General features: G+C 66.0%; 11 protein-coding genes. 7 read left to right on the top strand and 4 right to left on the bottom strand.

Annotated elements, in window-relative coordinates:
* The 4 genes from ABFX29_RS16480 to ABFX29_RS16465 all read left to right on the top strand — a co-directional run bounded on the left by ABFX29_RS16480 (position 1) and on the right by ABFX29_RS16465 (position 4,996).
* Complete coding sequence (locus tag ABFX29_RS16480; RefSeq protein ID WP_152229455.1) at positions 1 to 1,026, top strand: ABC transporter permease; 1,026 nt, start codon at positions 1 to 3, stop codon at positions 1,024 to 1,026.
* Positions 1,023 to 1,883, top strand: a complete 861-nt coding sequence (locus tag ABFX29_RS16475; RefSeq protein ID WP_152229456.1) for an ABC transporter permease — start codon at positions 1,023 to 1,025, stop codon at positions 1,881 to 1,883. The genes ABFX29_RS16480 and ABFX29_RS16475 overlap by 4 nt, the downstream gene beginning before the upstream one ends.
* Positions 1,880 to 3,487 carry a dipeptide ABC transporter ATP-binding protein gene (locus ABFX29_RS16470; protein WP_152229457.1) on the top strand — a complete coding sequence of 536 codons (1,608 nt, stop codon included), beginning with the start codon at positions 1,880 to 1,882 and terminating at the stop codon, positions 3,485 to 3,487. The genes ABFX29_RS16475 and ABFX29_RS16470 overlap by 4 nt, the downstream gene beginning before the upstream one ends.
* A gap of 93 nt (positions 3,488 to 3,580) precedes the next feature.
* A complete protein-coding gene (locus tag ABFX29_RS16465; protein WP_152229458.1) occupies positions 3,581 to 4,996 on the top strand; it encodes an NAD(P)/FAD-dependent oxidoreductase in 1,416 nt (471 codons plus the stop codon).
* A gap of 19 nt (positions 4,997 to 5,015) precedes the next feature.
* Here the strand turns inward: ABFX29_RS16465 and ABFX29_RS16460 are convergent, their stop codons facing one another.
* Genes ABFX29_RS16460 through ABFX29_RS16450 form a run of 3 tightly spaced genes read right to left on the bottom strand, consistent with a single transcriptional unit; the run spans position 5,016 to position 7,856 of the window.
* Positions 5,016 to 5,672, bottom strand: coding sequence for a GntR family transcriptional regulator (locus tag ABFX29_RS16460; RefSeq protein ID WP_152229459.1), 657 nt, complete (start codon positions 5,670 to 5,672; stop codon positions 5,016 to 5,018).
* 10 nt (positions 5,673 to 5,682) lie between these two features.
* Entirely contained in the window at positions 5,683 to 6,651 is a 969-nt protein-coding gene (locus tag ABFX29_RS16455) for a beta/alpha barrel domain-containing protein (protein WP_152229460.1), read from the bottom strand.
* Complete coding sequence (locus ABFX29_RS16450) at positions 6,648 to 7,856, bottom strand: CaiB/BaiF CoA transferase family protein (RefSeq protein ID WP_152229461.1); 1,209 nt, start codon at positions 7,854 to 7,856, stop codon at positions 6,648 to 6,650. The genes ABFX29_RS16455 and ABFX29_RS16450 overlap by 4 nt, the downstream gene beginning before the upstream one ends.
* Positions 7,857 to 8,105: 249 nt before the next feature.
* Here ABFX29_RS16450 and ABFX29_RS16445 point away from each other — a divergent pair, with 249 nt between their 5' ends.
* The 3 genes from ABFX29_RS16445 to ABFX29_RS16435 are packed head-to-tail and all read left to right on the top strand — an operon-like array spanning position 8,106 to position 12,666.
* Positions 8,106 to 10,178, top strand: a complete 2,073-nt coding sequence (locus ABFX29_RS16445; RefSeq protein ID WP_152229462.1) for a hydantoinase/oxoprolinase family protein — start codon at positions 8,106 to 8,108, stop codon at positions 10,176 to 10,178.
* Between the two features lie 5 nt (positions 10,179 to 10,183).
* Positions 10,184 to 12,058 carry a hydantoinase B/oxoprolinase family protein gene (locus tag ABFX29_RS16440; protein ID WP_152229463.1) on the top strand — a complete coding sequence of 625 codons (1,875 nt, stop codon included), beginning with the start codon at positions 10,184 to 10,186 and terminating at the stop codon, positions 12,056 to 12,058.
* The gene (locus tag ABFX29_RS16435) at positions 12,055 to 12,666 is read left to right on the top strand and encodes an isochorismatase family protein (protein ID WP_246167749.1); all 612 of its coding nucleotides are present in this window, start codon (positions 12,055 to 12,057) and stop codon (positions 12,664 to 12,666) included. Before ABFX29_RS16440 ends, ABFX29_RS16435 begins: the two co-directional genes overlap by 4 nt.
* Here ABFX29_RS16435 and ABFX29_RS16430 read toward each other — a convergent pair.
* Entirely contained in the window at positions 12,663 to 13,487 is an 825-nt protein-coding gene (locus ABFX29_RS16430) for a transporter substrate-binding domain-containing protein (RefSeq protein ID WP_152229464.1), read from the bottom strand. The two genes, ABFX29_RS16435 and ABFX29_RS16430, sit on opposite strands and share 4 nt — an antisense overlap.
* Between the last annotated feature and the right edge of the window lie 131 nt (positions 13,488 to 13,618).

The following is a 13,618-nucleotide window of genomic DNA, read 5'->3' as shown; positions in this document are numbered from 1 at the left end:
GTGACCACAGCAGTACAGGCACCACCCATCTCCGGTTCTCCGGCACCCGGGAGAAAGCCCGGAGGACGAACCAGACGGACGGCAGTCTTCGTTGTGCAGAAGCTGCTGGTCCTCGCCGCAACGCTCCTGACCGCTTCGCTGGCTGTCTTTTTCTCCCGGTTCCTCGTACCCGGGGATCCGGCGCGCTTCCTGCTGCGCGGACGCAGCCCCAACCCCGACGCACTCGCGGAGATCACCCGCCAGTACGGGCTGGATAAGCCAGCCTGGGAGCAGTACCTGAACTGGCTGGGCGGCATCTTCCAGGGCGACTGGGGGCGCTCCCTCACATATCGGCAGGATGTCTCCGAAGTGCTCCTGAGCCGGCTGCCAACCACCCTGCAGCTGGTGGCGCTGGCCGCCGTCTTCATCACCCTCCTGGGTCTGCTGGCGGGAACCATCGCCAGTCTGAACAAGGGCTTCGGCGACAGGTTCATCCTGATCACCCTGACGGCCGCCGGCGCAGTCCCTCCGTTCGTGGCGGCGATCGCCCTGGTTGCACTGTTCTCGGTAGGCCTGGGCTGGTTCCCGTCGTTCGGGAGCGGTGAAGCCGGGTGGGACCGGATATGGCACCTTGCGCTGCCCGCGCTGGCGCTGGGCATTACGTACATCGCCATGGTTGCCCGGGTGACCCGCTCTTCCATGAACGACCAGCTGGTCCGCGAACACGTGGAGGTGGCAACCAGCCGCGGACTGCGGCGCGGTTCGGTGGTGACCCGGCACGTCCTGCGGAACGCGCTGGGTCCCATCCTTACTGTCAGCGGTGTGCTGGTGGCCGGGCTTCTTGTCTCCAGTGCCATTATCGAGCGCACTTTCGGCCTGGCCGGCATCGGACAACTGCTGGTGCAGTCGATCGACCGGCTCGACTTCTCCGTGGTGCAGGCCATCGTGATGGTGGTCGTAGCTGCCTTCGTCCTGGTCAATACCCTTGTAGACCTCATTCAGCCGCTTATCGACCCGCGGATTGCCGCCGGAACGGAGTCCCGATGACGCTGGCACTTCGCCTTCCCCGGCCGGCCGGGCTGCTCCGGTACGGACAGTACCTTTCGCCTCTGGGCTGGGCCGCCGCGGGTTTCGGTGCACTGGTTGTGCTGCTCTCCGTCCTTGCTCCCGTCCTGGCGCCCTATGACCCCGACTATGTAGACCTGAACAATGTGCTGGCGGGCCCGGGAGGCGGGCACCTGCTGGGTACCGACGCCCTGGGCCGTGACCTGCTGAGCCGCCTCATGCACGGCGGACGCACCTCGCTGCTGGGCCCGGCAATCGTGATGGTGGGGTCCACTGTTCTTGGCCTGCTGCTGGGGCTGGCGGCCGGCTGGTCCCAGGGCTGGCCAGGGCGGCTGCTTAGCCGGTTCTTCGATCTCCTCTTCGCTTTTCCGGCACTGCTGCTGGCCATGCTGGCCATTGCACTGTTCGGCAAGGGCCTCACTGCACCGGTCATTGCCATGACCATCGCCTATGTTCCCTACGTGGCCCGCCTGACACAGTCCCTGGTGATGGCCGAGCGCGGCAGGCCCTATGTCCAGGCATACCAGGTACTCGGATTCACCACTCCGTGGGTGGTCCTGGGCCGTGTGCTGCCCAACCTCGTTCCCACCGTCGGCGCACAGGCCACCCTCAATTTCGGGTATGTCCTTGCGGACCTAGCGGCTCTGTCCTTCATTGGGCTGGGTATCCAGCCGCCCACCAGCGACTGGGGAGCCATGATCGAAGAATCCAGGGGAGCGCTGCTGGGCGGACATCTGCTTCCTGCCTTCTGGCCGGCGCTGGTGATCGTCCTGGTGGTGGTCGCCGTGAACATCATCGGCGAGGAGCTCTCAGACCGAATCGGAGGAAAACTCGCATGATCCCGCTCTTGGACATCCAGAACCTGACCCTGGGTTTCCCGGGCAGGGCACCGCTGCTGGAGGACGTGTCCCTGCAGGTAGGCGACGGAGAAGCCGTTGCACTGGTGGGGGAATCCGGATCCGGAAAATCCCTGACCATCCGGGCCGCCCTTGGACTTCTTCCGGAGCGCGCGGTTGCCTCCGGGAAAGTGTCGGTCCGCGGGCTGGACACCCTGACAGCGAGCAGGCAGCAGCTGATGGGCCTGCGCAGGCGGGGCGCCTCGATGATCTTCCAGGACCCCCGGGCCGGAATCAACCCCGTCCGCACCGTGGGGGACTTCCTCGGGGAGTCGCTGCGGCTGCAGGGGCTTTCCCGGGCGGAAACGGCCCAGCGCTCGGTCGCTGCGCTCGAACAGGTGGGGCTTCGCCGGGCCCGGGAACTCACGGCCCAGCATCCGCATCAGCTTTCCGGAGGAATGCTCCAGCGCGTCATGATCGCGGCAGCACTGCTTAATTCCCCGGGGCTACTCCTCTGCGACGAACCTACGACTGCCCTCGATGTCACCACCCAGGCCGGAATCGTGAGCCTGCTGCGTAAGCAGCAGCAGGCACGGAACATGGGCATGCTCTTCATCACGCACGACCTGAATCTTGCCGCCAGCCTGTGCGAACGTGTCTATGTGCTGCGCAACGGCCGCGTTGTGGAGGAGGGAGCCACCCGGGACGTCTTCCAGGCACCCCGGCAGGAGTACACCCGCCAGCTGGTCAGCGCTACACCCACCATTGAACTGGACCAGGTGCCGGCCCCCCAGGCCCCGTCTGGCGGGCAGCCTCTGCTTGAAACCTCCGGGCTTTCCAAACGCTACGAGCTGGCGCACGGCGAAGTGCTCACAGCCCTGAACGACGCCGGTTTCAGCCTTCCGGAGGGCGGTTCCCTAGGGGTCGTGGGAGAGTCCGGATCGGGCAAATCCACCCTTGCCCGGCTGACAGTGGCCCTGGAGACAGCTACGGAAGGCGATATCACCCTCGGCGGAAATGCACGTCCGCGCCGCAGGCTCAAGGCCGCGGAACGCAAGATCCTTGCCAAGGACGTGCAGATCGTTTTCCAGGACCCGTACCTTTCCCTGGACCCGCGGATACCCATTGGCAAGGCCGTAGCGGATGTCTTCCGCCTGCACCGGCGGCAGGGACGCATCGAGGCATCGGCCAGCGCCCGGGAGCTTCTCGGCCGGGTGGGGATCGGGGCGGAACGCTGCGACGCGCTGCCGCGGGCTCTCTCCGGCGGCCAGCGCCAGCGGGTTGCCCTGGCCAAGGCGCTCGCGGCACGTCCGCGCCTGCTGGTCCTGGACGAAGCCACGAGTGCACTGGATGTCTCGGTCCAGGCCCAGGTGCTGGACCTGGTGGAAGAACTCCGGGACCAGTTTGGCCTGACTATCCTGTTTGTCACCCATGACCTGGCCGTTGTCTCCCGGCTCTGCTCCGAGCTCTTGGTGATGCACCAGGGCAGGATCGTGGAGCAGGGGCCAACGGCGCGCATCCTCCAGGATCCCCGGGAGGACTACACCCGAACCCTTATCAACTCCCGTTCCCGGCCGCTGTGGGAAGAGGAGACGGCTCCGGCCTGAGCGCGGCATCACCCCAGAAAACTGGTCGTTGACCCTTTCAGCCAGTACATCCGGGTGCGGGCACACCGCATCCTGACATAGGAGAACACTCTCGTGAACACCACCGTTTTCGAACGGAACGCTCCCCGTCCCGGCGTCGCAGCCAAGGCACTGGCCGGTGCAGTACACCGCCCGTTCTGGATCGATGAACTGGAGCGCGCCGCACCCCGCCACCCGCGGCTCGAAGGAACCGCGTCGGCGGACATGGTGATTATCGGCGGAGGTTACACCGGGCTTTGGGCCGCGCTGCGTGCCAAGGAACGGGACCCGGGCCGGAGCGTGATCCTGCTTGAGGGGCGCCGCATTTCCTGGGCCGCCTCCGGCCGCAACGGAGGGTTCTGCGAATCAAGCCTCACGCACGGCTATGAGAACGGGCTAAACCGCTGGCCGGACGAACTTGAAACCCTGGAACGGCTTGGCCTGGAGAACCTTGAGCGCATGGAGGAGGCCATTGCGAAGTACGGCATGGACTGCGACTGGGAACGCACCGGGGAACTCAATGTTGCCGTTGAACCGCACCAGGTGGAATGGCTTCAGGAAGATGCGCCGGGCAGCGTCTTCCTTGACCAAGCTGCCGTCCGGGCGGAGGTGAACTCGCCTACCTATCTGGCCGGCCGCTGGTACAAAGACTCGGTGGCCATGGTCCATCCCTACAAACTGGGGCTGGAGCTGGCGCGGGCCGCGGCAGAACTGGGCGTGGAAATCTACGAGGACACCCGGGTCCTGGAGCTGGGGGAGTACGACGGCGGCGTGAGGGCGGTGACTGAAAACGGAGAGGTCCGGGCGGGGCAGGCAGTACTGGGCACGAACGCCTATCCGTCACTGCTTAAACGCAACAAGCTGATGACCGTGACCGTGTACGACTACGCGCTGATGACCGAACCGCTCACCCCCGCGCAGCTTGACTCGATCGGCTGGAGGAACCGGCAAGGCATCGGCGACATGGCCAACCAGTTCCACTACTACCGGCTGAGCAAGGACAACCGGATCCTGTTCGGCGGCTACGATGCCCTGTATTTCCGCGGCGGACGGGTCAATCCCCGGCACGAGAACCGCCCGGCGACCTGGGAGAAACTGGCTGCCCATTTCTTCACCACCTTCCCGCAGCTTGAAGGAGTGAAGTTCAGTCACAAATGGGCGGGGCCGATCGATTCGAGCACCCAGTTCAGTGCCTTCTTCGGAACGGCCCGCAAGGGACGGGTGGCGTACGCCGCCGGTTTCACCGGCCTGGGGGTGGGGGCCACCGCCTTCGCAGCGGATGTCCTGCTGGACCTGCTCTCGGGGGAATCCACCGAGCGCACCCGGCTGGAGATGGTGCGGAAACGTCCGCTGCCCTTCCCGCCTGAGCCGCTGGCCTCAGCCGGCATCAACCTGACCAGGTGGTCCATGGACCGGGCCGACCACAACGCCGGCAAGCGGAACATCATCCTCAAGACGCTGGATGCCGTGGGGCTGGGCTTCGATTCATGACCATGGGCCGGTCCGGCGGCTAACCAGCCGTCGGGTGGGCCCCGGCGGCATTGCGGGCTGCCAGGATGTGCGTGCGCATGACGGCCTCGGCCCATTCGCCGTCACGGGCCCGAGCCGCGGCCACCAGCTCGGCATGGTGGAGCATGCTGCGGCGCAGCGCTTCGGGACTGTACTTGCCGAAGGTATGGGCAACCACTGCCGGGCGCATCAGCGTCTGCAGCGCCACCGCGAAGTGCCGGTTGCCGCAGCGTTCCACGAACAGGCCGTGGAATTCATTGTTCAGTGCGCCAAGGGTCCGAAGGTCGCCTTCCGCTGCGGCCGTCTCCATCGCCGTGTTCAGCCCCGCCAGCCGGTCGACGTCGTCATCCGAGAGCCGCGGGACGGCGAGCAGGGCGGCATGGGGCTCGAAACCTGCCCGCACGTCGTAGAGGCCCGCCACGTCCTCGGGCGTGAAAGAGACCACCTGGGCGCCCTTGTTCCGGCTGATCTCCACGATGCCCTCGGCGGCCAGCCGGTTCAGTGCCTCGCGGACCGGCGTCCGCGAAACGCCCAGCCGTTCAGCCAGTGCGGCCTCGCGCAGCCAGGATCCGGGGGCGACATCGCCGGAGGCTATCAGTGCGCGGAGCCGCGCATACGGGCTCTCATCGGCGTCCGCGGGAGCGGGGGAGTGTTCCATGCGAACTACGTTATCCTTTGCCGGAGAAGGGTTCCTCCGCCGGCCAGCGGGCTTGGGCGAGCTGTGCCCGGGTGCCGCCGCGGGAAACGAACGACGCCGAGGCCCGGCCGGTCAGCTCAACGATCCGATCGACTGCCAGCAGGTAGCTGTCAAGGTCCACCCCCGTGTGGATGCCCAGGCCGTCGCACAGATGAACCAGATCCTCGAACGGGGCGTTGCCCAGCACTGACGGATCGCCCGGGAACCACAGATCCCCGCCCAGCCCGGCGAAAGAGCCCTCAATCCAGTCCGTGCCGGCCTGCAGGGCAGCCAACGCGTTCGCGGGGGCAAAACCGTTGCGGTTATGCAGATGGACGCCGACTTCCAGGCCGGGGTGAAGCTCACGGACTTCCCGGATTCCGTCATAGATCTCTCCGGGCTCCTCCTGCCCGGAGGTTCCGGCCAGATAGGCGCCGGCTGATCCGGCGGACACCGCAGCGTCCACCACCCGCAGACGCTCTTCGCGCGTCACCGGGCCCCGTCCCGGAGCGAAGAACGAGCAGGCGACGGCGGTCACCAGTCGGAGGCCCGAGGTCCTTGCCAGTTCCCCGATGCGGGCCAGCCCATCGAGTGCTTCGTCCACGGTGAGGCGCTGGTTGCGCCGGCTGACCTCCTCGTCAGCCGAGACAACCACCACGAGTTCATCCAGTCCGCAGTCCACGGCGCGTTCAGCGCCCCGGAAGTTGGGCGCGAGTCCTCGGTAGCGTACGCCGGCGACCCGGGGGACTGCCGCCATGACCTCAGCGGCGTCCGCGAGCTGCGGCAGCACTTTCGGATGGGCGAAGGACACCGCCTCAATTTCCCGGACTCCGGCGTCAATGAGCAGCTGCACCAGCTCCACCTTGGCGGCAGTGGGCAGCGGCTCCGGCACGGACTGCAGCCCGTCACGGAGCCCTACTTCCACCAGCCGGACCGACGCAGGGAGACCCGGCAGGCTCATGCCACGCCCCGGGCACGGAGGTCCTGCAGCTGGCTTCCGCTGATGCCGATGCCGGCGAGCACTTCTTCGGTGTGGGCTCCCAGCTCCGGGCCGGGCCAGCGGACGGTCCCGCGTGTGCGGCTCAGCCGAGGGAAGACATCCTGCATGGCGACCGGGCCGAGCGACGGGTGCTCCACCTCGGTGATGGACCCGCGGGCGGCAAACTGCGGATCAGAAAACATGTCCACGGGCCGGAAGATCCGTCCGGATGGGACCCCGTGTTCCTCCAGCAGCAGTTCCAGGTCCGCGGCATCCAGGCCTGACGTGAAACCTGCAATCAGGTCATCGAGTTCGCTCTGGCGTTCCCCGCGCGCACCGTGGGTGGCGTAGCGGGGGTCAACGGCCAGGTCCGGGTTCCCCATGGCCTTGGCGAGGCGGGAAAACACGGTGTCCTGGTTGGCGGCGATCAGCAGCCATTGTCCGTCCCGCGTCGGGTAGACATTGCTCGGAGCCACGTTGGGCAGCACCGCACCCGTGCGTTCGCGCTGGTACCCGGTGACCTGCCACTCCGGTACCAGTGATTCCATGACCCCCAGCACGGCCTCGTAGATGGCCGAATCCACGATCTGCCCCTGTCCGGAGGAATTCCTCTCCTGCAGGGCGGCCAGTGCACCGATGGTGGCGAACATGGCCGCGAGGGTGTCTCCGATGGAGATGCCCACCCGGGACGGGGGCGTTGAGGGATCGCCCACCACATAGCGCAGGCCGCCCATGGCCTCGCCGATTGCGCCGTACCCGGCGCGCTGGGAATAGGGGCCGTCCTGTCCAAAGCCGGACACGCGGACCATGACCAGTCCCGGGTTTTCCCGGCGCAGTTCCTCGAATCCCATTCCCCAGCGCTCCATGGTGCCTGGCCGGAAGTTTTCGATAACGACGTCGGCGTCCGCAATCAGCTGCCGGGCCAGGTCCTGGCCCTCCTTCTCCCGGAGGTTCAGCGTCACCGAACGCTTGTTGCGTCCCACAACGGAGAACCACAGGGAAACGCCCTGCGGAAGCTGCCGGCCCCACTGGCGCATCGGATCCCCTCGTTCCGGATCTTCGATCTTCACCACGTCAGCTCCCAGGTCACCCAGGAGCTGCCCGCAGAAAGGGCCGGCCAGCAGCTGCCCCATCTCAACCACCCGGATGCCCGCCAGCGGGCCGCCGGGTTTCGTTTCTGCTGCCATCGGGTATTCCTCCTGAGCTGGGCAAAAGATGCCAATCTGCATACAACTTGGCAGTCTTACAGCTGAACTGTCAAGGCATGCATCGAGCTGCCGCCAACGCTTGTATGCAATCCCTTGACAGTCCAAAGGTGCACATCTAGCCTGATCCCACGAATGTGACCCAGGCAACAGCAGCATTCACCCGTTCGGATTCCCTTCCGCCGTATCCGCCCAAGCGGAGGTGCGGCACCACCCCCCCAAGGAGAACTGATGGCGTTTCGGCTAGGCGTGGATGTGGGCGGCACATTCACGGACATATTGCTGGTGAATGAAGATACCGGCCAGACGCACCGGTACAAGACGTCCTCCACCCCGCAGGACCAGTCCGTGGGGGTCCTCTACGGGATCCAGCAGGTCTGTGCAGCGGCCGGGATTGATCCCTCCGAGGTCAAGGACGTACTGCACGGAACCACGGTTGCCACCAACGCCATCCTGGAGCAGAAGGGCGCCCGGGTTGGGTTGGTGACCACCCGCGGTTTCCGGCAGGTGCTGCAGATTGCCCGGTCCTTTGTTCCCGGCGGACTGGCGGGCTGGATCATCTGGCCCAAGCCGGAACCCCTGGCAGACCTTGAAGACACGGTCGAGGTAACTGAACGCGTCTCGACTACCGGCGAGGTGCTGACCGAGCTGGATGAAGACGACGTGCGCCGCCAGCTCGCCAAACTGCGGAACAACGGCGTCGAAGCCCTGAGTATCTGCCTGATCAACGCCTACGCCAACGGCGACCACGAGGCACGCATCGCTGAGATAGCGGCAGAGGAGCTGCCGGGCGTTCCGGTCTCCCGGTCCTCCGTGGTGCTGCCCGAGCTGCGCGAATACGAACGCGCCATCACCACGGTTGCCAACGCCTACGTGCAGGGACAGGTCTCCGGGTATGTCCGCAGCCTTGATGAGCAGCTCACCGGTGCCGGGATGGATGCCCAGCTCTCGATCCTGCGCAGCGACGGCGGGCTGGTCTCCGGTGCCGTTGCGGCGGACAACCCAGTATCACTGCTGCTTTCCGGACCGGCCGGCGGCGTCACCGGCGCTGCCTGGGCCGCCGAACAGGCCGGCTACACCGATTTCCTGACCTTCGACATGGGCGGGACCTCCACCGACGTGGCACTCGTGCAGAACCTGCAGCCGCGGATCGGCCGGGAAACCACGGTGGGCGACCTCACCGTCCGTGCCACCTCCGTTGACGTCCGCACCGTCGGTGCAGGCGGCGGCTCGATTGCACATGTGCCGGCGCTGACCCAGGCCCTGCGCGTAGGCCCGCAGTCCGCCGGAGCCGCCCCCGGGCCGGCGTCGTACGGGCGCGGTGGAACTGAACCGACGGTGACCGACGCGAACGTGGTGCTGGGCTACCTGCCCGCCGAACTGGCCGGCGGCGAGATCGGTCTGGACACCGAGGCTGCGGCAGCAGCAGTAAAGACTATTGCCGACGCCACAGGCCTGAACGACGTACAGCGGGCAGCCGAAGGAATTGTGCACATTGTCAACGAAAACATGTTCGGTGCGCTGAAACTCGTGTCCACCCAGCAGGGTTTTGATCCCCGGGACTTCGCGCTGGTTGCCTTCGGCGGAGCCGGACCGCTGCACGCCAACGCGCTCGGCAAGCTCACCGGAGCATGGCCGGTGATCATTCCACCGTCCCCCGGGGTGCTTTCCGCCTACGGCGACGCGACCACCAGCCTGCGGAACGAAGCAGCGCGCACCCTGGTGCGGCCGTTCAGCGACTTTACCGACGCCGAACTGGCGGGCCTGCTCGATGAACTCGCCGCCACCGCCCGCGAATCCCTGCTCGCTGCGGGCCTGGGGGAAGAGGACCTCACCATGGGCTATTCCGCCGACGTCCGCTACCACGGCCAGGGCTTCGAGATTCCGGTTCCGCTGGACTACGCGGCCTTCGCCGCGGGAGAAGGAGCCGGCTTTGCCGGCCTGCGGTCAGCGTTCGACGCCGAGCACCAGCGGCTCTTCTCCTTCCTGCTGGATAACGAGCACGAACTCGTCACGGTCCGTGCCACCGTCAACGGACCGCATCCTGAGGTCGCCTCGATCACCCTGGAGGCGGGAGGCGAGGACCCGTCCGCCGCTGAGCGGACCCGTACCAGCCTCTTTGTGGACGGGGAGAGCGTCGAGGCGGTGGTGTACGACCGGAACCGCCTCCTGGCCGGAAACATCGTGCCCGGTCCGGCCATCATTGCCGAAATGGACTCCACCACGCTGGTCCTTCCCGGCCACACCGCCACCGTGCATCCGCACGGCAGCCTGCTCATCCGCCCCGCAGATTCGAAGGAGTAGCCCCCATGGCCCAGCTAGTGGAAACCGCAGCCGAGCCGCTGCGCGAGGTGGACGTCGACGTCGTCACCTTGGACCTGATCGAAAACGCGCTTCGCAGCGCCCGCTATGAGATGGACGAGACACTCTTCCGCACCGCCCTGAGCCCAGGCATCCGGGAACAGCACGACGAGTTTCCGCTGATCGCAGACCCCAGCGGCAAGATGATTGTGGGCCAGTTCGGCCTCTCGATTCCGGACTTCCTGGAGAACTTTCACGGGACGATCGAAGAGGGCGATGTCCTGATGACCTCGGACCCGTATTCATGCGGCGCAGCGATCAGCCACGCCAATGACTGGCTGGTGGTCATGCCCATCTTCTACGAGGGCCGGATTGTCGGTTGGGCCTCGCAGTTCGGCCACATGACCGACGTCGGCGGCAAGACACCGGCGTCCATGCCCACCGACGCGCGCACCATCTTCGAGGAAGGAGTGGTGATCCCGCCGTTCAAGCTCTACCGGCGCGGCGAGCGGGATGACACGGCGCTGGGCATCATCCTGAACCAGGTCCGCAAGCCGGACTGGAACCGGGCGGATCTCAACGGACTGGTGGCAGCATGCAGCACCGCCTCCCGGCGGGTGCAGGAAATGTGCGCCCGCTTCGGTGTGGACACCTACACCTCCGCACTGAACGCCCTGCTGGACCGGAACTACCGGGCCATGAAGACGCTGCTTTCAATGGTCTTCGAGGAAGGCAAGCCGCTCTCCTTCACGGATTACATTGACGACGACGGCCGCGGCTTCGGCCCGTACGAACTGAAAATGACCATCACCCGCACCGGGGACAAGGTGCTGATCGACCTCACCGGCAGCAGTCCGCAGGCGCAGGGGCCGATCAATTACTACATCAACGAAAACCTGATCCGGATGTTCTTCGGCATCTACATGATCACTGTCGCAGACCCGCAGATCCTCTGGAATGACGGTTTCTACCCGCTGGTGGACGTTGAAATCCCCGAGGACACGTTCTGGAAGCCGCGCTACCCGGCGGCCCTGAACGGCCGCAACCACGGCATCGGCCGGCTTTTTGACCTGTTCGGCGGTTTGCTGGGCCAGGCGAATCCGGATCTGCTCAACGGCGCCGGGTTCTCCTCCTCGCCGCACTTTATGTACTCGGGGAACTACAGCTCAGGGGACCGCCGCGGCGAGTGGTTCCAGCTGTACTCCATCGGTTTCGGCGGGATTCCGGGACGGCCGGTGGGCGACGGCCCGGACGGGCACTCCCTGTGGCCCTCCTTCACCAACATTCCGTGCGAATATCTGGAGTCCTACTACCCGCTGGTGATCGACCGGTGGGAAACCATCCCGGACACCGGCGGTGCCGGACTGCACCGCGGCGGCAACGGCGTCGACGTCGCCTACCGTTTCCTGGAACCGGGCACCATCGCCATCCACGATGACCGCTGGCTCACCTATCCCTGGGGCGTGCGCGGCGGGGAACCCGGCGCCCGCGGCCGGAAGTGGATCGAGAAGGCTGACGGCACCACCGTGGTCCTCCCCTCGAAGGTCCATGACGTTTCGGTGGCACCCGGAGATGTGCTGCACTTCGTCACCTGGGGCGGCGGCGGCTGGGGAGATCCGCTGGCGCGTGATCCGGAGCTGGTGTGCAAGGAAGTCCGGCGGGGCCTCGTGACTCCGGAAGGTGCGCGGGCCTATGGAGTGGTGTGCTCTGAAAACGGGGAGCTCGACGCCGATGCCACCGCGTCCCTGCGCGGAAAACTGGCGGAGGGGCGCCCGGACGAGCTGCCGCTGTTCAACCGCGGCGGGGACCTGGCAGATCTGCTCGCGAACGCAGAAGCGGAGACGGGATTAAAAGCGCCGTCCCCACCGGTGGCAATGCTGTGAGTTTCTCGGAGGGATTCGACGGCACCCTTGTCCCGGGGGCGGTGCCGGCCGTTGTATCCGTGGACCTGATGCGGGCATACTTCGATCCGCAGAGCCCGCTCTGCCTGCCGGAGAAACAGTTTTTGGACACCGCTGCCCAAGTGCTGGAATCGGCCCGGGCCAACAGCGTTCCGGTGCTGCACACCCGGGTCAGCTACGGTCCGGAGGGTGCGGACGGCGGGGTCTTTATCCACAAGATCCCCGCGCTGCGGCTGCTGATCGGGGACAGCGAGCTGGGGCAGATCATGCCCGAAGTAGCGCCCTTGGATGGCGAAACGGTGCTGGTGAAGCAGTACGCCAGTGCGTTCTTCGGCACGGACCTGGCCCAGCTGCTGCACACCTGGGGCGTGGACACAGTGGTGATTGTGGGAACCAGTACCAGCGGCTGCATCCGCGCCAGCGCTGTGGACGCCATGCAGCACGGTTTCATCCCGATCGTGGTGGCTGATGCCGTCGGGGACCGGGATGAAACCGTGCACGGCGGTTCGCTCTATGACCTGCAGGCGAAGTACGCGGAAATTTGGCAGAGTCCCGCGGTACTGGAGTACTTCAGCGCGGCCGGGGATTAGCCCTCAGCCGGGCCCCACCACGGTTCCTTGGCGGCGTCGTACGTGCCGTCGTTCTCAGCCAGGTTCAGCCACTGGTTGACGTACTCCTGGAACACCGTGTCCCCAAGCGGCAGCAGGTAGGCCTTCTGCGAGAAGTTGAACGGATTGTCCGGGTCCACGGCGCAGAGTTCGGGGTATTCATTGGCCACCCACTTCACCTCGGCGGCGTCGGTGGTCATCACGTCCGCCCTGCCGGCGACGATCTCGTCGAAGATCGTGTTGTTGTCCTCGAAGCGGATGATCTCGCCCTCGGGGTAGTTCGTGTCCGCGAAGATTTCATTCGTGCCCCCAATCGGGGTGATGGACCGGACGCCCGGGGTGTTGATCTCCTCCACGGTGTCGTAAAGCTCCTCGTTGCCGCAGAGGGTGATCGGGGTCTTGCCGTCGTCCAGGACCGGATCCGTGTAGAACGCCTGCTCGGCGCGGGCCAGGGAGATGGACACACCGCCCACTCCGATGTCACAGCCGGCCAGGAAATCGGGCATCAGGTCTTTCCAGCTGGTCTGCACAAACTCGACGTCGACCTCCAGCCTGGCCGCGAGGTCCTGCGCCATGGAGATATCGATCCCGCTCCACTCACCGGTATCCGGATCCTTGTAAGTGAAGGGCCGGTAGTCGCCGGTGGTGCAGACCTGCAGCGTTCCGCGCTCGGTGATCTCAGCCAGCCGGGAATCGGTGCCGGATTCGTCAGCGGAAGCGGACGGTTCCTCTGACGCAGAGGCTGTGCATCCGGTGGCCAGGAGGGCAGCGGCGGCAAAAACGGGCAGCAGGCGGTACTTCATGTAGTGCTCCTTCTTTCGTGGGGCGGAGCGTCATTGCTCCGTCCCACCAGACCTAGCAGGAGACGTTGGGTGGCGTCTGCCCTAGTCAGACGCACATAGGGGGTGCGATGCCGTTTTGTTACCGCCGGGAC

Origin of the sequence: Arthrobacter gandavensis, from assembly GCF_039528575.1 — a bacterium.
In the GTDB taxonomy this organism is placed as follows: Bacteria; Actinomycetota; Actinomycetes; order Actinomycetales; family Micrococcaceae; genus Arthrobacter_B; species Arthrobacter_B citreus_B.
This window is presented reverse-complemented; position numbering and strand designations above follow the sequence as displayed.

What these genes read in the sequence shown, in the direction of transcription:
- ABFX29_RS16475 (WP_152229456.1), top strand. Translation starts at nt 1,023, where the DNA reads ATGACGCTGGCACTTCGCCTTCCCCGGCCGGCCGGGCTGCTCCGGTAC.
- ABFX29_RS16470 (WP_152229457.1), top strand. Translation starts at nt 1,880, where the DNA reads ATGATCCCGCTCTTGGACATCCAGAACCTGACCCTGGGTTTCCCGGGC.
- ABFX29_RS16460 (WP_152229459.1), bottom strand. Translation starts at nt 5,672, where the DNA reads ATGGAACACTCCCCCGCTCCCGCGGACGCCGATGAGAGCCCGTATGCG.
- ABFX29_RS16455 (WP_152229460.1), bottom strand. Translation starts at nt 6,651, where the DNA reads ATGAGCCTGCCGGGTCTCCCTGCGTCGGTCCGGCTGGTGGAAGTAGGG.
- ABFX29_RS16450 (WP_152229461.1), bottom strand. Translation starts at nt 7,856, where the DNA reads ATGGCAGCAGAAACGAAACCCGGCGGCCCGCTGGCGGGCATCCGGGTG.
- ABFX29_RS16445 (WP_152229462.1), top strand. Translation starts at nt 8,106, where the DNA reads ATGGCGTTTCGGCTAGGCGTGGATGTGGGCGGCACATTCACGGACATA.
- ABFX29_RS16440 (WP_152229463.1), top strand. Translation starts at nt 10,184, where the DNA reads ATGGCCCAGCTAGTGGAAACCGCAGCCGAGCCGCTGCGCGAGGTGGAC.
- ABFX29_RS16430 (WP_152229464.1), bottom strand. Translation starts at nt 13,487, where the DNA reads ATGAAGTACCGCCTGCTGCCCGTTTTTGCCGCCGCTGCCCTCCTGGCC.